Below are 17036 nucleotides of genomic sequence, written 5' to 3' on the forward strand. Positions count from 1 at the left end.
CCGCGTCGGAGGCTACCGGCCCTTCCCCTGCCCCCACGCCACCGCCGACGCCCAGAAGCTCTGCCGCTCCTCGGCGGTCAGAGGCGGCGGGATGTCGGGCAGCCGCCGCTCATAGTCTGTAAGGCGCTGGTAGTACACGTGCCCGCTGGCCGCCAGGTGCTGCCACTCGGTGCGATACGCGGCGATCTCCGCCGCCGTGGGGGGACGCCGCAGGCGCCCGAACCAGGTTCCCCACGGCAGGTAGGCCGACGGCTCGAGGATGCCGCGTCGCATGAAGTCGTCCACGACCGTGCTGACCCGGACCGACTTGCCCTCGCCGGCGACATAGTCGTCGATCACCACCATGGCACCCGGCGCAAGCCAGGGGGCGAGCAGGATCAGGTCGCGATCGATGCAGGCGTCGGCATCCCACACCAGCAGCCCAATCCGCTGCCCCAACAGCCGATGATGCAGCGTGCCCAGCACCCACGCCTCGAACGACGCGCCGGGGATCACGTGGTGCCCCTCCCGCGCGAGCCCGAGCGAGCGGATATTGGCGTGCAGATCCGAAACCGTGTCCTGCGTCGGGATCTGCGGGTGCGTCGGGTGCGCAACAGGTTCCTCGATGGTCACGACGAGGTTCCGCCGTGCCTGCGTGGCATGCAGGATGACCGCCGTCGCGCCACCGACATAGGCGCCGATCTCGACGATCGCGTCCTGACAGCTGCGGCTCAGGAGATGGATCGCACGCAGCGTCTCCGCCGAGAGCATGCTCATCGGCCGGGCGCGGATCGCCGCGACAAACCCCGCGCCGGGATCGTCATCGTCGGCGAGGCAGTTCCTGATCGCCCGCCCCATCCCAGAGATGCGCCGCGTGTGGAATGGGGCCGTCAGGTCCATGATCCACTCTCCCATGGCTGTCAGAGCGTCGAAAGTGCGTTACGCCGGAGCATGCCTGAGGCGCCCCGGAGAAGGGCAGCCGGCCATCCCCGCGCCACGCCGCTCGGGCGCGCCGGCATGGCCGGGGCTTGTCGCGGCCATGCCCGCTCAATACATGCATGGCACAACGCGGTCCGCCCGCGCCCGCCGGGTCCCGGGGGGCGGATGGGGTAGGCCGCGGGCCTGCACGATCCATAGGGGGATGCGACGGGTGCCGGACCGGGCCCGGGCGTCCCGCCAGAGAAGGAAGACCCCATGAGCAAAGTGATCGGTATCGACCTCGGCACCACCAACTCCTGCGTGGCGGTGATGGAGGGCAAGGACGTCCGCGTGATCGAGAACGCGGAGGGCGCCCGCACCACGCCCTCGATGGTGGCATTCGCCGACAATGGCGAGCGGCTGGTCGGGCAGTCGGCCAAGCGCCAGGCGGTGACCAACCCCACCAACACGCTCTACGCGATCAAGCGCCTGATCGGCCGGCGCTTCGATGATCCGGTGGTGGCGAAGGACGTGGGCCTCGTGCCCTACAAGATCATCCGCGCCGACAACGGCGACGCCTGGGTGGAGGTGCGCGGCGAGCGCTACTCGCCCTCGCAGATCTCGGCCTTCATCCTCGGCAAGATGAAGGAAACGGCCGAGGCCTATCTCGGCGAGAAGGTGACCCAGGCGGTCATCACCGTGCCGGCCTACTTCAACGACAGCCAGCGCCAAGCGACCAAGGACGCCGGCCGCATCGCCGGGCTCGAGGTGCTGCGCATCATCAACGAGCCGACCGCGGCCGCGCTCGCCTACGGCATGGACAAGAAGAAGTCCGGCACGATCGCGGTCTACGACCTCGGCGGCGGCACCTTCGACATCTCGGTGCTCGAGATCGGCGACGGCGTGTTCGAGGTGAAGTCCACCAACGGCGATACCTTCCTCGGCGGCGAGGACTTCGACAAGCGCGTGATCGACTGGCTCGCCGACGAGTTCAAGCGCGAGCAGGGGATCGACCTGCGCAACGACAAGCTCGCGCTGCAGCGGCTCAAGGAGGCCGCCGAGAAGGCGAAGATCGAGCTCTCCTCGTCCAAGGAGACCGAGATCAACCTGCCCTTCATCACCGCCGACGCCTCGGGGCCGAAGCACCTCGTGATGAAGCTCAGCCGCGCGAAGCTCGAAGCGCTGGTGGACGACCTGATCCAGAAGACGCTCGAACCCTGCCGCCAGGCGCTGAAGGACGCGGGCATCACGGCGGGCGAGGTGGACGAGGTGATCCTGGTCGGCGGCCAGACCCGCATGCCCAAGATCATCGACACGGTGAAGTCGTTCTTCGGCAAGGACCCCGCGCGCAACGTCAACCCGGACGAGGTGGTCGCGGTCGGTGCCGCGATCCAAGGTGCGGTGCTGAAGGGCGAGGTGAAGGACGTCCTGCTGCTCGACGTCACGCCGCTCTCGCTCGGCATCGAGACGCTGGGCGGCGTGTTCACCCGGCTGATCGACCGCAACACCACGATCCCGACGCGCAAGAGCCAGATCTTCTCGACCGCCGACGACAACCAGACCGCGGTCACGATCAAGGTCTATCAGGGCGAGCGCGAGATGGCGGCCGACAACAAGCTGCTCGGCCAGTTCGATCTGGTCGGCATCCCGCCGGCGCCGCGCGGCGTGCCGCAGATCGAGGTGACGTTCGACATCGACGCCAACGGCATCGTCTCGGTCTCGGCCAAGGACAAGGCCACCAACAAGGAACAGCAGATCCGCATCCAGGCCTCGGGCGGGCTCTCCGAACAGGAGATCCAGCGCATGGTGAAGGAAGCGGAGGCGAACGCCGCTGCCGACAAGAAGCGCCGCGAGGCGGTCGAGGCGCGCAACCACGCCGATGCGCTGATCCACCAGACCGAGAAGACGCTGAAGGAGAACGCCGAGAAGCTCGGCTCGGCGCCGGAGAAGACCGCCGTGGAGAGCGCGATCGCCGATCTGCGCGCGGTCAAGGACGGCGAGGACGTGGACGCCATCAAGTCCAGGACCGATGCGCTGAGCCAGGCGGCGATGAAGCTCGGTGAGCTGCTCTATCGCCAGTCGCAGTCCGCCCCGGGCGGCGACAGCGGCCCCGGCGGCGAACAGGCAGGCCCGGGCGGTGAGGCGCAGAAGGACGAGAAGGTCGTCGACGCCGATTTCGAGGACGTGGACGACAAGAAGAAGAAGTCGGCCTGAGCGTGAGGCATGGCCGCGCCCTCTCCGGTCCCCGTCCGGGCGGAGCGGGTGCGGCCAGCCGGCGGCCTCGACGCATGATGGGCTGACCCATGGCCAAACCCGACTACTACGCCTCGCTCGGCGTGGCGCGCGACGCCTCGCCCGAGGAACTCAAGAAGGCGTATCGCAAGCTCGCGATGCAGTATCACCCGGACCGGAATCCGGGCGACAAGGCGGCCGAGGCGAAGTTCAAGGAGGTCAACGAGGCGTACGACGTGCTGCGCGACGCCGAGAAGCGCGCGGCCTATGACCGATTCGGCCATGCCGCCTTCGAGCAGGGCGGGGGTGCTGGACCCGGTGGTTTCGGCGGGTTCCAGGCGGGCGGGTCGTTCGCGGACATCTTCGACGAGATGTTCAGCGAGTTCATGGGTGGCGGCCGGCGCGGCGGCGCCGCCTCCGGGCGCGGGGCCGATCTGCGCGCCGCGGTCGAGGTCACGCTCGAGGAGGCGTTTGCCGGCAAGAAGGCGTCCTTGCGCGTGCCGAGTTCGGTCGTCTGCGAGGCGTGCAGCGGCACGGGTTCCGAAGGTGGCGCCGCGCCGACCACCTGCCCCTCCTGCGGCGGGCACGGCAAGATCCGCGCCCAGCAGGGCTTCTTCCTGATCGAGCGCACCTGCCCGACCTGCGGCGGCACCGGCAAGGCGGTGAAGGACCCGTGCAAGGTGTGTCGTGGCGCCGGCCGCGTGCAGCGCGACCGCACGCTCAACATCGACATCCCCGCCGGCGTCGAGGACGGGATGCGGCTCAGGATCGCCGGCGCCGGCGAAGCGGGGCTGCGCGGCGGTCCCGCGGGCGATCTGTTCGTCGACGTCTCGGTGCGCCCGCACGAGATCTTCCAGCGCGAGGGTGCCTCCATCTACTGCCGCGTACCGCTGCGCATGACCGCGGCCGCGCTCGGCGGGCAGATCGAGGTGCCGACGATCGATGGCGGCCGCGCCAAGGTGTCGATCCCGGCCGGCACGCAGACCGGCGATCAGTTCCGCCTGCGCGGCAAGGGCATGAGCCAACTCCGCTCGGCCGCGCGCGGCGACATGTTCATCCAGGTCGTGGTCGAGACGCCGGTGAACCTGAGCAAGCGCCAGCAGGAGCTGTTGCGCCAGTTCGAGGAGGAGGCGGCCAAGGGCGAGGCGAAGTCGAGCCCGGAGAGCGAGGGGTTCTTCGCCAAGGTGGCGTCCTTCTTCGAAGGCCGGAGCTGAGGGCACGTCGGCCGCGCTGTCGGAAAGGCGCGGCAAGATCCGGAAAGCCCCGGCGATGGCGGTCGGGCGCGGGGGGGCGCATCCATGCGGCGCACCACGACAAGGACCACGCCCATGACGCTCTCCACCCCCATCCTCACCGCACCCGCTCTCAGCCTGCGCGAGCCGCGTCGGGCGGACGCCGCACCCGCCGGACGGATCGCCTACGAGGCGTTCCGCCGCATCAACGCAGCGCACGGGTTCCCGCCCGACTTCCCCAACCCGGAGAGCGCGGCCGGCCTGCTCGCTGCGCTGATCGACGATGCGTCGGTGTTCGGCGTGGTCGCCGAGGCGGAAGGCCGGGTTGTCGGCTCGAACTTCCTGCTCGAGCGCGATCCCGTGCGCGGCATCGGCCCGATCACGGTCGATCCGGCATGGCAGAGCGCCGGGATCGGCCGGCGATTGATGCAGGTGGTGCTCAACCGCGCGGGCCCAGGCACGCGCGTGCGGCTCGTCCAGGCCGCGTTCAACGCCCGCTCGCTCGCGCTCTACACGACGCTTGGCTTCGCGGCGAAGGAGCCGCTGATGCTGATCGAAGGGCGCCCGGCCGCTGCGGTGTCGGCCGGCTTCCAGGTGCGGCCCATGACCCCAGAGGACATCGCGCCCGCGGCGGCGCTCTGCACCGCGGTGCATGGGATCACGCGGAGCGGCGAGATTCGCGATGCGCTGCGGCTGTTCGCGCCGCAGGTGGTGGAGCGCGACGGCCGGATCACCGGCTATCTGACCGCGCCGGGAACCTGGCACATGAACCACGGCGTCGCCGAGACCGAGGCCGATATGCGCGCGCTGCTCACCGGCGCCGCGAACCTGTCCGGCAGACCGCTGTCGCTGCTGCTGCCGATCCGCCAGACAGGCCTGTTCCGCTGGTGTCTCGATGCCGGGATGCGGGCCGTGATGCCGATGACGCTGATGGCGATCGGCGACTACCAGGATCCGGCAGGCGCCTGGTTCCCCTCGGTGTTCTACTGATCGTCCTGGCCCACGCCTTGCCGATCTGCAACGATGTCCGCCGGGCGCAACCGGCGGACCCAGGCGATGACGGCTCCGGCGACCTCCTACGAATCCCTGCTACGCCGCTCCGAGGTCGCGATTCCGGGGTTGCTCGGCGTGCTGCTCGCAGGCGCGCTCGGGTTCACGCTCGCGTTGGGCGGCGCATTCGAGAACGAGACGCGGATCACGATCATCATCGCCATCCTTGGCGCGGCACTGCTCGGCATCGTGATGATTGTAACCGTATCGTTGCGGATCCATCGATGGACCGTCACCGCCGAGGGAATCCGTATCGAGGAGCGGCCGAAAGTGCCGCTGACCGGACGGCGGCGGCGCGTGAGCCTGCGCTTCGATGACGTCGCGGCACTTTATCGGCTGCAGAGCGGCTTCGACTTTCAGCTTGAACTGGTCGCGCGCGACGGGCAGCGCTTCCGGCTCGCCCAGGCCTTCCGGCCCGATCTCCACGGTGTGCGGGTCGCTGATCGCGCGGGTCTGGCGGCCTTCGCAGCCACGATCGAGGCTGCGCTCAGCGCGGGTGGCAACGCGCTGCCCGGTACCGCGGAGGGCTTGAGCTTCTGGAATCGGCCGGCAGGGCTCGCGGTTCTCGCCGTCGCCTTCGCGGTCACGCTGGCGATCGGCATCGGCGCGGTCTGGTCCTTCGCGTGGGTCGGGGCGCTTCAGGCGGGCGCGCGCAGCGGCCAGATGCTGGGGATCCTGATCCTGCTGCCGATCGGCGCCGGGTATCTGCTGATCCGATCGATGCAACGCCGCCGCGCGCTGCTCGGCGCACGGCGCGGCCGGTCGTGATCAGAACAGACTCGGCTGGAACGCGCGAGGCTGTCGCGGGGCAGCCCTCGCCTCGGCGACCAGGTCCCGCTCGATCGCGCGCAGGAACGGCGACGGCGGCAACGCGCGCCGCGCCCCGCGCCAGAAGCGCCGGGCCGCGCGTGTCAGCACCAGACGCTCCTTCGCGCGCGTCATCGCGACATAGAACAGCCGCCGCTCCTCGTCGGTGGTCTCCGCCGCGTCACCCCAGGAGAACGGCACGATCCCGTCCTCCAGCCCCACCAGGAACACCACCGCGAACTCCAGTCCCTTCGCCGCGTGCATGGTCAGCAGCGAGATGCGATCGGCGCGCGCGTCGAAGAAATCCGCCTCGGTGGAGAGGGCGACGAGCTCGCCAAGCCGCGCCACGTTCTCCGCCCGTTCCGCAAGCGCGGTAAGCCAGCGTGTCGCTTCGGCAAGCGCGGCGGCGTCGAGATCGGGGTCGGACGCGCGCACCCGCCGCGCGGCCTCGGCGATCCGTTCCGCGAGTGGCGCGCGGTCATGCGCGGCATCGAGGCGCGCGAGCAGCGCGCGCACCGCGGGCGCGCCCGCGATCGGCGCCGGCGTGCTCTTCTTGTGCGGGATGCCCGCCCGGTCGAGCGCGTCGCGCAGCGCCGCCGATTGCGCATCGGTGCGGTAGAGCACGGCGATGTCGGCAAAGCTGAGCCTGCGCGTACCGCCCGTCTCGTCCCGTGCCGCCAGCATGTCGTGACCGCCCAGCAGGTCCTCGATTGTCGCGGCGACGAAGGCGGCCTCGGCGCGTTCGTCCTCGGCCGCGTGCAGCAGGATGGGCGCACCGCCGCGTGCGGCGTCCGGCGTCGCGCCCATCACCTGCGCGCCCGCCCGGATGATGGTGCCGGTCGAACGGTAGTTGCGGCTCAGCCGCACCGTCCGTGCGGCCGGAAAGTCGCGCAGGAACCGCTCGAAGCAGGTCGCGTCCGCACCGCGGAAGCCGTAGATCGCCTGATCCGGATCGCCGATCACGCAGAGCGTGGCCTGGTCGCCCGCGAGCAGATACAGCAGCCGGTACTGCATCTCGTCGATGTCCTGGAACTCGTCGGCGACGATATGGCGGAAGCGGTTGCGCCAGAACGCGGCAGCGGCCGCATCCGTCTCCAGCACCTGCGCCGCGCGCCCGATCAGGTCGTCGAAATCGACCCAGCCCTGGGAACGGCCGAGATGTTCGAGCGCGGCCAGCGCCTCGCCCGCCTCGCCTACGCCAAGCGCGCCGGTGCGTTTCAGCACCGAGACGTCGCGGAGCAGCGTCTGCGCCTGCGTGGCCGTCACGCCGAGCGCCTCGGCGAGCGCGCCCGCGCGTTCGGCCTCGTCGGCGATGCGGAACCCCTCGCCCAGCCCCACCGCCCTGCCGTCGCGGCGCAGGACCGCGAGCCCGAGCGTGTGGAAGCTATGCACCGCGCAGTCGCCCGCGCCGAGCGCGGCCAGTCGCGCGGCAAGCTCCTCGGTCGCGCGACGCGTGAACGTCACCGCGAGGCAGGAGGCCGCCGGCACGCCGCGCTCGCGCACCAGATGCGCGAGCCGATGGGTCACCATCCGCGTCTTCCCCGAGCCCGGACCGGCGAGCACCAGCAGCGGTCCGTCGATCGTTTCGGCGGCGCGCGCCTGATCGGGGTCGAGTCCGGCAAGCACGCCGCCGCGTCCCGACGGCGTCGGGGCGGTCGGTGTCGCCTCGCCGCCAGGCTCCGCCGCGACGCGGGGCTTGCGCCGCTCCGGCCTCGCCGCCGCGCGACGCGGCGCCTCGAACAGCAGCGCCCCCTTCACCGCGCGATCGAGCTCACCCTCGGCGAACAGGCGGATCACGCCGTATTCCCCGTCATACCCCGCCTCGCGGATCACCTCGCCACGGCGGAGCCGGCCGACCGCCTCGCCGAGCAGCGGATCGGCGCGCGCGATCTCCTCGACCGGCACCTCCTGCAGGACCGCAAGCTCCGGCCCGAGTGCGGCGGTCGCACGGTCATAGGCGCGCGTCACCGCCTGGGCGGCGACGCCCGTTGCCGCAATCTCCGCCAGCATCTCCGGCAGCGGCACGAGGCTCGACACCTCGCCCGCGGTCGGCGGCGGCACGGGTGCTGCGCGGTCGGCGAGCAGCTCGACGCGATGCGCGACACCCACGGTGACGCGCCCGCCGCATACGGGGCAGAGGCCGTTGCGCGCGAGCGTCTCGGACGGATCGAGCCGCACGCCGCAGGCGCGGTGCCCGTCCATGTGGTATTTGCCCTCCTCGGGGAAGAACTCGACGGTGCCGACATAACCCTCGCCCGTTTCGAGCGCGCGGCGGATCGTGCCGAAGCCCGGTTCGCAGGCGAAACGCGTTGCCTCGCGTCCGAGCTTGCCCGGGGAATGCGCATCGGAGTTCGAGGTGAGGCGGAACCGGTCGAGCGACGAGACGCGCCAGTTCATCGCCGGATCGGACGAGAGCCCCGTCTCGACCGCGAAGATGTACGGCGCGAGATCGCCGTAACAGTCCTCGATCGAGTCGAAGCCGGATTGCGAGCCGAGGGCGGCGAACCACGGCGTCCAGACATGCGCGGGCACGAGATAGGCGTCCGGGTGCGCGCCGAGCGTGATCTCCAGGAGGTCGCGCGAATCGAGCCCGAGGATCGGCCGGCCGTCGGAGGCGATGTTGCCGATCGCCGCGAGCCGTGCGGCGAGCCGATCGGTCGCGTCGAAATCGGGCAGGTAGATCAGGTGATGCACCTTCCGCGTCTTCTCGCTCTTCTTGTAGATGGTCGAGACCTCGGTCGAGAGCATGAAGCGCACCTCGCCGCGGCAGGACGCCGGCAGGGTTCGGTGCACCTCCGCCATGAGCTCGGGGCGCAGGCGGAACAACCCGCTGCCGTCGGGGATCAGCTTGTCCTTGAGTTCGGCGAGCCAGGCGGGATGCACGCAGTCGCCCGTGCCGACCACCGCGATCCCCTTGCGGCAGGCCCACCAGGCGAGGTGCTCCAGATCGAGATCGCGGCTGGTCGCGCGCGAGTGCTTCGAGTGCACGTGCAGGTCGGCGTGGAACATGGCGCGAGCCTAGACCAGCGCCCCGAGTCGCTCAGCGCCAGTCGCCGGTGTGCGTGCATTCCAGGACGAGGCCGTCGGTGCCGACCACGAACACGACTTCCAGCGAGCGCCAGCGCAGCCGCCCGCGCAACCGGCCTGCATCCTCGCCCTCGCCGCGCTCGACCACGCTGCGGATCTGCCCGGCGCTCAACTCCCGGCGAAGCTCCTCCTCGCTGAGGCCGAGCGCGTCGGCCATCTGCGCCGCGGTCAGCACCGGCGCGCCGCTCTCGATCGCCACACGTTCACCGATCATCGCGTTCTCCTCGGCGCAGTTGCGCCGCCAATTGCGACGCCATCATGCCGAGCGCCGCATCCACGCCCTCGACCACGCGATCGACGTCCTGCATGAACAGCCCCTCGCCGGCGAGCCGCGGCTCCGCCGGCCCCGCGACCGGCACCGCCTCGAACGGCCGGATCGCGTTGCTCACGAACCGCTCCTGCAACAGCACACGGCCGCGCGGGTCGACAAGCCGCACCGCAACCGCCGCGAAGGGCAGGAACGGGCCATCCGGCGTGTCCGCGACGAAGCCGTATTCCGACACCACGGTGTCGAGATAGGCGTCCACCTCGGCCGGCGGGTACTGGGCCAGGAACGCAAGATCGAACCGCGCGATCGGCATCATGACCGGCCGATGGCCGGCCTCGGCCAGGGCCAGTGTCAGATGCCTCGTCCAGCGGTCGAGCGCGCGATACCCCGCGCCGCGCAGCAGCTCGGCGAGGCGGCGGCTGCGCTCGGCTTCCAGCGCGGCATCGACGAACCGACCGATCGAGCCGAAGGCGAACATCAGCGGCAGGTTGGTCGGTACGGCCGGCGTGGCGGCGACGGCGGGGCTGACGACGCCGATCGTCCGGAGCGGCGGGGCCTGGCGGCCGAGCGGCACGCGCGTATCGCACCCCGCGGTCGCCGCGCCGAGCGCGACCAGGACGCGGCGGCGCGGCCACGGGGCCATGCTCAGCCGAGCCGCGCGGGCACCTGAGTGATCGTCGCCTCGTCGGCATTGGCGAACGCGAGGCGCAGATGCCGTTCCTGCCCCGGTCCGAAGAAGGGACCCGGGAGCGTCATGAGCCCACGCTCCGCCCCCAGCCGTTCCGCCGTCGCGAGCGCATCGGGCGCGGCCTCCGGCAGGCGCAGATAGGCGAAGTAGCCGCCGAGCGCGTCGATGCGCCAGTCCCGCACCGTGGCGAAGGCGCGCCGGAACGCGGCTGCGCGTGCGGCCATCACGTCGCGATTGGCCGCGCGCCAGGAGGCGAGCGCCGGCACCGCCCAGGCCAGCGCCGCCTGTGCCGCGCGCGGCGCGCAGATCTGGAGCGTGTCGAGCACCTTCAGGAGCTGCGCGCGGATGGCAGGCCCGGCGACGATCGCGCCGACCCGATGGCCCGGCACGCAGTAGCTCTTCGAGAACGAGTAGAGATGCACGAGCCCGTCGCGCCAATCGGGATCGGCGAACTCCCCATGCGGTGGCGCATCGCCGGGCAGGAAGTCGCGATAGGTCTCGTCCAGCACCAGCATGATGCCGCGCCGGCGGCAGAGCGCGGCAAACGCGGCGATGGTCGCCGGGGGATAGACGGCGCCGGTGGGGTTGTTGGGGGTGACCAGCACGAGCGCGCGGGTGCGCCCGTCGATCAGCGCCTCGGCCTTCTCGGGGTCGGGCACGAACCCGTCCTCGGGCCGGCAGGGCAGCGGGATCGTCGCGATCCCCAGCATGGTCAGCGCCATGTGGTGGTTGAAGTACCAGGGCGCGGGCAGCAGCACGGCCGCGCCCGGTCCGGCGAGCGCCGTCATGGTCATGACGAAGGCGAGGTTGCAGCCTGCCGTGATCACCACGTCGGCGGCATCGAGCGGCGCGCGGTAGCGCCGCGCCAGATCGGCGGCGAGCGCCGCACGCAGGGCCGGCTCGCCCTCGATCGGGCCGTAGCCGGCATTCGCGGCGCGCGCCGCCTCCTCGCCGAGCCGCACCAGCAGGTCGGGGTGCGGCGGATAGCCGGGCACGGCCTGGGTGAGGTCGATCGCCGGACCGGCCGCGCCGCGATAGGTGGCGGCCCAGGCGCGCGCGGCCGGAATGGCGGGCGCGGCGGTGGCGAGGATGCTCGGCGGGAAGGCGGTCGCCGTGCCGGCGGCGGTGTCGGGCATGGCGCCAGACTCACACTGCGCGGGCCTGCCGTCCAGCCGCGTTGAAGCGCGGTCCCGTCAGGTCTATCTCCGTCCCATGAGCGTGCCCGTCCATGTCGTCGGCGCGGGCCTCGCGGGCAGCGAGGCCGCCTGGCAGATCGCCTCCGCCGGCGTGCCCGTGGTGCTGCACGAGATGCGGCCCGTGCGCATGACGGAGGCGCACCGGACGGAGGGCTTCGCCGAGCTCGTCTGCTCGAACTCGTTCCGCGCCGATGATCCGCTGTTCAACGCGGTCGGCCTGCTGCACGAGGAGATGCGGCGCGCGGGCTCGCTGATCCTGCGCGCGGGGGACGCGCATCGCCTGCCGGCGGGGGCGGCGCTCGCGGTCGATCGCGACGGGTTCTCCGCCGAGGTCACGCGCACGCTTGCGGAGCATCCCCTCGTGACGGTGGTGCGCGAGGAGGTGCCCGGTCTGCCGCCCCAAGCGTGGGGCAGCGCGATCGTCGCCACCGGCCCGCTCACCGCGCCCGCGCTCGCCGCGGACATCCGGCGCGTCACCGGCGAGGACGCGCTCGCCTTCTTCGATGCGATCGCCCCGATCGTGCACCGTGACAGCATCGACATGACGGTCGCGTGGATGCAGTCGCGCTACGACAAGGGGGGCGCGGACTACATCAACTGCCCGCTCGACCGCGCGCAGTACGAGGCGTTCATCGCCGCGCTGCTCGCCGCCGAGAAGACCGAGTTCCGAGCGTGGGAGACCGACACGCCCTATTTCGACGGCTGCCTGCCGATCGAGGTGATGGCGGAACGCGGCCCGGACACGCTGCGCTGGGGGCCGATGAAGCCCGTGGGCCTGCGCGATCCGCGCACCGGGCGGCGCCCCTGGGCGGTGGTGCAGCTCCGACAGGACAACGCGCTGGGCACGCTCTGGAACATGGTCGGCTTCCAGACCAAGCTGAAATACGCCGAGCAGGTGCGCCTGTTCCGCACCATTCCCGGGCTGGAGAACGCCGAGTTCGCCCGCCTCGGCGGGCTGCACCGCAACACGTTCCTGAATTCGCCGCGCCTGCTCGATCCGCTGCTGCGGTTGAAGGCCGCGCCGCATGTGCGCTTCGCCGGGCAGATCACCGGGGTCGAGGGCTATGTCGAATCCGCCGCGATCGGTCTGCTCGCGGGGCGTTTCGCCGCGGCCGAGGCGCGCGGCGAGGCGCCGTCCGCGCCACCGCTCGAGACCGCGCTCGGCGCGCTGCTCGCCCACATCACCGGCGGCGCGACGGCGGAGACGTTCCAGCCGATGAACATCAATTTCGGGCTGTTCCCGCCGCTCGCCGAGGCGCCGAAGGGGCGCGAGCGCAAGCGCGCCTATTGCGAGCGCGCGCTCCGCGCCGCCGACGCCTGGCTCGGCCGACCGCACACCCTGCCGGCGCCGCGCGCCGCCGCATAGCCGCTCCGCGCGGCCTGCGATCGGGCCTCCCTGGCCGGATCGCGCGCGCGCGGCCACACTGACGTCAATGACCTCCGGGGGGAAACGCGCCGAGGGCGTGCTCGGGCTGCTGCGCCTGCCCGACTACCGCCGTCTCTGGCTGCTTGGCGCGATCGCCAACATCATGCGCTGGCTCGAATTGCTGGCGAGCGGCCTCTACGTGCTCGACTTGACCGGCTCGGCCGGCGTGGTGGCGCTGATGGCGGCTGCGCGCTCGTTGCCGCTGCTGCTGTTCGGCCCGCTCGCCGGGGCGATCGCGGAGGCCGTGGACCGGCGGCGGCTGTTGCAGCTCGGCCTGCTCGCCACCCTCGCGAATGCCCTCGTGATGGCGCTGCTCGCGCGCGCGGGCGTGCTCAATCCCTGGCATATCGGCATCGGCGCCTTCGTCTCGGGCCTGTTGTGGTCGACCGAACTCTCGACGCGCCGGCGCATGCTCGCGGAGTCGGCCGGCGTCGCCGCCATGCCGCGCGCGATCGCGCTCGATGCGATGACGAACGCGACCACGCGCATGCTGGGGCCGGTGTTCGGCGGGCTCGCCTATCAGACGCTCGGCCTGACCGGCGCCTTCATCGTCTCGGCCTGCGGCGCGGCGGTCGCGATCCTGCTCGCCCTCAGGGTGCGCGCGCCGCAGCGGGTGCAGCCGTTCCGCCTCGGCGCCGTGCCCCGCGGCCTGGCTGAGGGGATCGCGGTCGCGAAAGCACACCCGGCCGTGCTCGGCGTGCTGGGCATCACCGTGTCGATGAACATGCTGGCGTTCTCCTACCTCGCGCTGATCGCGCCGATCGGGCGGGAGCTGTTCGATGCCTCGCCGCTCGGGATCGGCGTCCTGGCGGCGGCCGAGCCTGGCGGCGCGCTGATCGGCGGGCTGATGCTGGCGCGCTTCGGCGATCGTGTGGACGGGGCGCGCGCCTTCCTGTTCGGCTCGCTCGGGTTCCTGCTCGCCCTGGCCGTGATGCCGGCGATGCCGCTGCTCGCGATCGCGATCCTGCTGCTGGCCGTGGGCGGGATCGGCATCGCCGCCTTCGGCACGTTCCAGACCACGCTGGTGCTGACCGCCGTGCCGACCGAGGCCCGCTCGCGCATGCTGGGCTTGGTCACCATGGCGATCGGCACCGGTCCGATCGGCATGATGCTCTCCGGCGCGCTTGCCGACCGGTTCGGTGCCGGGCTCGCGGTCTCGGCACTCGCCGTCAGCGGTTTCGTGATCGTCGCCGTGGTCGGCGCGCTGTGGCTGCGCGGCCGCGGGCCGTGAGCCGCGAGTCGTTACGATGGCGGGCCAGGGTCGAAGCGGGTCCAGCCCGGGACCTGCGCGGCGAGGTTCACCTCGCGCCACTTCGGATGCCGCGGCGGACGGAGGAACTCGTCGAAGCGGCGGGTGAAGGCGTGCACGAAGCGCGCAACCTTGCGGTAGCGCTCCGTGCCAGGCTGCCAGGCATAGACCGCCATCACCGCGCCGACCGCGATCGTCTCCACCTCGGTGCCGGCCGGGATCAGGTTGGGATAGTCGGCGGATGACAGGGTGGACGGCAGATAGGTCTCGAGCAGCGCCGGCGTGGCCGGGATGGGAACGAAGTGCAGCCCGCTGCCCGGCGCGATCCCGGCATAGAGCCGCGCCGGCTTGCCCGCGACATAGACCGCCGCGCCGATCTCGCCGTTGGGCAGCCTGGTCAGTGCGACGTCCTGCGGATCGTGGGCGATCTGCGCGTTGACGCCGAGCGCCTCCAGCACCAGCGACGATGTCATGGCGGTGCCGCTGCCGCGCACATCGACGTTCACGATCCGGCCCGCGAGGTCGCGTACCGAGCGGACATCCTCGCGCGCGAGCAGGTGGATCTCCTCATCGTAGAGCTTGGTGATGTATTGCACGAGGCGATCGATCCCCGGCAGCAACTGCTCACGCCGGGCGAAGGCGAGCACATCTGACTGCACGATGCCGATGTCGATGCCGCGCAGCAGCACGATGTCGCGCAGGTTCTGCACCGAGCCGCGCCCGAGCATCGCGATCACGCGCATCCGGTCGCCCTCGTCGAGCACGTTCATCAGATCGGCGGCGATCCGGATATAGGTCCCGTCCACGCCGCCGGCCATGATGCCGACCGTGCCCTGGTTCGCCTGTGCGGTGAGCGCACTCAGGCGTTCGACCCAGCTGGTCTGCGCCGCGGCGGGGCCTGCGGCCAGGGCGGCGAGCGCCGAACCCAACAGGCTGCGGCGATTCAGGCGGGGCATGGATGTCACTGTGTCGCCTCCAGGGCTCTGATGCGGTCTTGCGCTTCGGCCACACCGAGCGCGGCCGCGCGGCGGTACCAGGTGAGCGCGGCATTGCGGTCGGGCGGGATGCCACGCGCGCCGATCCGCTGGAGCTCGCGCGGATCGTAGGTGGCGCCCGTCGCGAGCGCCGCCTCGCCGCTGCCGCCCGCGGCCGCGAGCTCGAAGAAGCGGCGCGCGGCCGAGACATCGCCGAGGCGCATGAGTTCGCTGCCGCGGCGGAGCAGCATCTCGACCATCTCCGGCGCCATGCTCGGCGCCGGTGGCGCCGCGACGGCCGCGCTCGGTGGAGCTGCAGGAGCGGCAGGCGCGGGCGCAGCTGCGACGGGCGGCGGTGCAAGCGCGGCGGCGAGCACCCGCTCAACCTCCTCCAGTCGTGGCGCATCGGGCTCGGCGAAGGGCGCGATCGGTACGGGCGGCAGTTGGGATGCCAGCACCGCCTCCGCCGCCTCCAGTCGCGGCGTATCGGGCTCGGCGAAGGGCGCGATCGGTACGGGCGGCAATTGCGACGCCAGCACCGCCTCCGCCGCCTCCAGTCGCGGCGCATCGGGCTCGGCGAAGGGCGCGATCGGTTCCGGCGGCAATTGCGACGCCAGCACCGCCTCCGCCGCCTCCAGTCGCGGCGCATCGGGTTCCGCGAAGGGCGCGATCGGTTCGGGCGGCAGTTGGGATGCCAGCACCGCCTCCGCCGCCTCCAGTCGCGGCGCATCGGGCTCGGCGAACGGCGCGATCGGTTCCGGCGGCAGTAGCGACGCCAGCACCGCCTCGGCCCGCTCCAACCGGGGCGCCTCGGCCTCGGCGAACGGCGCGATCGGTTCGGGCGGGAGCAGCGATGCCAGCACCGCCTCGGCCCGCTCCAACCGGGGCGCCTCGGGCTCAGCGAACGGCGCGATCGGTTCCGGCGGCAGTAGCGACGCCAGCACCGCCTCGGCACGCTCCCACCGGGGCGCCTCGGGCTCAGCAAACGGCACGATCGGCTCGGTCGCCGGCGGGGACGCCGACACCTGATCGGCGACCTCGGGACGCGGTGCCCGCGCCTCGGCGAACGGCACACCCGCAGCGAGGTGGGCGACCGCAGGCTCCGTTGGCGGCGGCGCCGCCTCGTCCCTGATCGCAACCCGCGCCGGTGTCGCGCCGGCCGACGGCGTCAGGACGGGCGTTCCGGCACCGGCCGTCCCCGCCACGTGCAGCCGCGCCTCCGATGGCGGCGTCTCGGTCGGAGGTTGGCGCCCGAGGACGATCACCAGCGCGACGCCCGCCGCGATCGCGGCACCGCCAACCGCGAGGCCGAACCGTCGACCGCGTGCGGGTTGCGCGACTGCCGGCATCGCCGGGGCATTCGCCGCAACCGGGGGCGCGCCGGGCTTGCCGATCGCGGCCGCAAGCGCGGCGAGCGGTGGCGCGTGGACCGCGGGGGGCGTGGCCTCGGGCGGTCCCGCCGAGGGCGCCGGTTCGGCCGCGATCCCGGGCGGCGTCTCGCCTTCGATCGGCGCGGACGGCGTCTCGGCCGGCGCTGCCGGCACCGGCCCACGCGTCGGCGCGTCCGCATCGGTCGCGCCCAGCGCCTCGCGCAGCCCCTCGATCCAATCGAGATCGGCCGAGATCGTCAGGGGGTCCTGCCAACTGAACGCCTCGGTCAGCACCATCGGCAGCTCGGCCAGCACCTCGCGCCGCAGGCGGCGGTGGATGATCGGCAGATGGCCCGGGAAGCGCGCGGCGAAGCCGGTGGCCTTGAGCCGCTCCTGCAACAGCTGCTCGGCCCCCTGGGTCCAGCGCGGCTCGAGTTCCATGATCGCGAGGCCGAGCTCGGGATGCGCGAGCACGATCTCGACCGGCGGACCATCCGGCGTGAGCCGGCAACCGTCGATCACCCGCCATCCACCGCCGAGATGACGGCCGCGCATCCGCC

At 72.0% G+C, this 17036-nt stretch carries 13 protein-coding genes; 6 read left to right on the forward strand and 7 right to left on the reverse strand.

Annotation, left to right across the window (positions count from 1 at the left end; genetic code table 11):
* Nucleotides 1–12: 12 nt before the first annotated feature.
* Nucleotides 13–879 (reverse strand): class I SAM-dependent methyltransferase, encoded by an 867-nt coding sequence (locus F563_RS0105980; protein WP_019013743.1) that lies wholly within the window; start codon nucleotides 877–879, stop codon nucleotides 13–15.
* A gap of 294 nt (nucleotides 880–1173) precedes the next feature.
* On the opposite strand from F563_RS0105980, the gene dnaK reads away from it, so the two are divergent.
* From dnaK to F563_RS0106000, 4 genes are all read left to right on the forward strand, one after another.
* Nucleotides 1174–3111, forward strand: coding sequence for a molecular chaperone DnaK (dnaK, locus tag F563_RS0105985; protein ID WP_019013744.1), 1938 nt, complete (start codon nucleotides 1174–1176; stop codon nucleotides 3109–3111).
* An 89-nt stretch (nucleotides 3112–3200) separates the two neighbouring features.
* Nucleotides 3201–4343 (forward strand): molecular chaperone DnaJ, encoded by a 1143-nt coding sequence (dnaJ, locus tag F563_RS0105990; protein ID WP_019013745.1) that lies wholly within the window; start codon nucleotides 3201–3203, stop codon nucleotides 4341–4343.
* Between the two features lie 114 nt (nucleotides 4344–4457).
* Nucleotides 4458–5351 (forward strand): GNAT family N-acetyltransferase, encoded by an 894-nt coding sequence (locus F563_RS0105995; RefSeq protein ID WP_019013746.1) that lies wholly within the window; start codon nucleotides 4458–4460, stop codon nucleotides 5349–5351.
* A gap of 66 nt (nucleotides 5352–5417) precedes the next feature.
* Nucleotides 5418–6179, forward strand: a complete 762-nt coding sequence (locus tag F563_RS0106000; protein WP_156825082.1) for a hypothetical protein — start codon at nucleotides 5418–5420, stop codon at nucleotides 6177–6179.
* Here F563_RS0106000 and F563_RS0106005 read toward each other — a convergent pair whose 3' ends face one another.
* From F563_RS0106005 to F563_RS0106020, 4 genes are read right to left on the reverse strand one after another with little or no spacing between them, the layout of a single operon-like run.
* The gene (locus F563_RS0106005) at nucleotides 6180–9227 is read right to left on the reverse strand and encodes a UvrD-helicase domain-containing protein (protein WP_019013748.1); all 3048 of its coding nucleotides are present in this window, start codon (nucleotides 9225–9227) and stop codon (nucleotides 6180–6182) included.
* 31 nt (nucleotides 9228–9258) lie between these two features.
* Nucleotides 9259–9519 carry a DUF6522 family protein gene (locus tag F563_RS21745; protein ID WP_019013749.1) on the reverse strand — a complete coding sequence of 87 codons (261 nt, stop codon included), beginning with the start codon at nucleotides 9517–9519 and terminating at the stop codon, nucleotides 9259–9261.
* Nucleotides 9509–10216 (reverse strand): hypothetical protein, encoded by a 708-nt coding sequence (locus F563_RS0106015; RefSeq protein WP_019013750.1) that lies wholly within the window; start codon nucleotides 10214–10216, stop codon nucleotides 9509–9511. The genes F563_RS21745 and F563_RS0106015 overlap by 11 nt, the downstream gene beginning before the upstream one ends.
* A gap of 2 nt (nucleotides 10217–10218) precedes the next feature.
* A complete protein-coding gene (locus F563_RS0106020; protein WP_019013751.1) occupies nucleotides 10219–11397 on the reverse strand; it encodes an aminotransferase in 1179 nt (392 codons plus the stop codon).
* Between the two features lie 76 nt (nucleotides 11398–11473).
* On the opposite strand from F563_RS0106020, the gene trmFO reads away from it, so the two are divergent.
* Together trmFO and F563_RS0106030 are read left to right on the forward strand one after the other, a co-directional pair.
* Nucleotides 11474–12823 (forward strand): methylenetetrahydrofolate--tRNA-(uracil(54)-C(5))-methyltransferase (FADH(2)-oxidizing) TrmFO, encoded by a 1350-nt coding sequence (trmFO, locus tag F563_RS0106025; protein WP_019013752.1) that lies wholly within the window; start codon nucleotides 11474–11476, stop codon nucleotides 12821–12823.
* Nucleotides 12824–12890: 67 nt separating this feature from the next.
* Entirely contained in the window at nucleotides 12891–14114 is a 1224-nt protein-coding gene (locus tag F563_RS0106030; protein WP_019013753.1) for an MFS transporter, read from the forward strand.
* 11 nt (nucleotides 14115–14125) lie between these two features.
* Here the strand turns inward: F563_RS0106030 and F563_RS21750 are convergent, their stop codons facing one another.
* Together F563_RS21750 and F563_RS0106040 are read right to left on the reverse strand one after the other, a co-directional pair.
* The gene (locus F563_RS21750) at nucleotides 14126–15088 is read right to left on the reverse strand and encodes a TAXI family TRAP transporter solute-binding subunit (protein WP_019013754.1); all 963 of its coding nucleotides are present in this window, start codon (nucleotides 15086–15088) and stop codon (nucleotides 14126–14128) included.
* Nucleotides 15089–15093: 5 nt separating this feature from the next.
* Nucleotides 15094–17031 carry a hypothetical protein gene (locus F563_RS0106040; protein WP_026299366.1) on the reverse strand — a complete coding sequence of 646 codons (1938 nt, stop codon included), beginning with the start codon at nucleotides 17029–17031 and terminating at the stop codon, nucleotides 15094–15096.
* Nucleotides 17032–17036: the final 5 nt, after the last annotated feature.

The organism is Elioraea tepidiphila DSM 17972, assembly GCF_000378465.1.
Classification (GTDB): Bacteria; Pseudomonadota; Alphaproteobacteria; order Acetobacterales; family Acetobacteraceae; genus Elioraea; species Elioraea tepidiphila.

Bases quoted from the DNA above. Each gene is read 5' to 3' on its own strand.
- trmFO (WP_019013752.1), top strand. From the start codon at position 11,474: ATGAGCGTGCCCGTCCATGTCGTCGGCGCGGGCCTCGCGGGCAGCGAG.
- F563_RS0105980 (WP_019013743.1), bottom strand. From the start codon at position 879: ATGGACCTGACGGCCCCATTCCACACGCGGCGCATCTCTGGGATGGGG.
- F563_RS0105995 (WP_019013746.1), top strand. From the start codon at position 4,458: ATGACGCTCTCCACCCCCATCCTCACCGCACCCGCTCTCAGCCTGCGC.
- F563_RS21750 (WP_019013754.1), bottom strand. From the start codon at position 15,088: ATGCCCCGCCTGAATCGCCGCAGCCTGTTGGGTTCGGCGCTCGCCGCC.
- F563_RS0106020 (WP_019013751.1), bottom strand. From the start codon at position 11,397: ATGCCCGACACCGCCGCCGGCACGGCGACCGCCTTCCCGCCGAGCATC.
- F563_RS0106000 (WP_156825082.1), top strand. From the start codon at position 5,418: ATGACGGCTCCGGCGACCTCCTACGAATCCCTGCTACGCCGCTCCGAG.
- F563_RS21745 (WP_019013749.1), bottom strand. From the start codon at position 9,519: ATGATCGGTGAACGTGTGGCGATCGAGAGCGGCGCGCCGGTGCTGACC.
- dnaJ (WP_019013745.1), top strand. From the start codon at position 3,201: ATGGCCAAACCCGACTACTACGCCTCGCTCGGCGTGGCGCGCGACGCC.
- F563_RS0106015 (WP_019013750.1), bottom strand. From the start codon at position 10,216: ATGGCCCCGTGGCCGCGCCGCCGCGTCCTGGTCGCGCTCGGCGCGGCG.
- F563_RS0106030 (WP_019013753.1), top strand. From the start codon at position 12,891: ATGACCTCCGGGGGGAAACGCGCCGAGGGCGTGCTCGGGCTGCTGCGC.
- F563_RS0106040 (WP_026299366.1), bottom strand. From the start codon at position 17,031: ATGCGCGGCCGTCATCTCGGCGGTGGATGGCGGGTGATCGACGGTTGC.
- F563_RS0106005 (WP_019013748.1), bottom strand. From the start codon at position 9,227: ATGTTCCACGCCGACCTGCACGTGCACTCGAAGCACTCGCGCGCGACC.
- dnaK (WP_019013744.1), top strand. From the start codon at position 1,174: ATGAGCAAAGTGATCGGTATCGACCTCGGCACCACCAACTCCTGCGTG.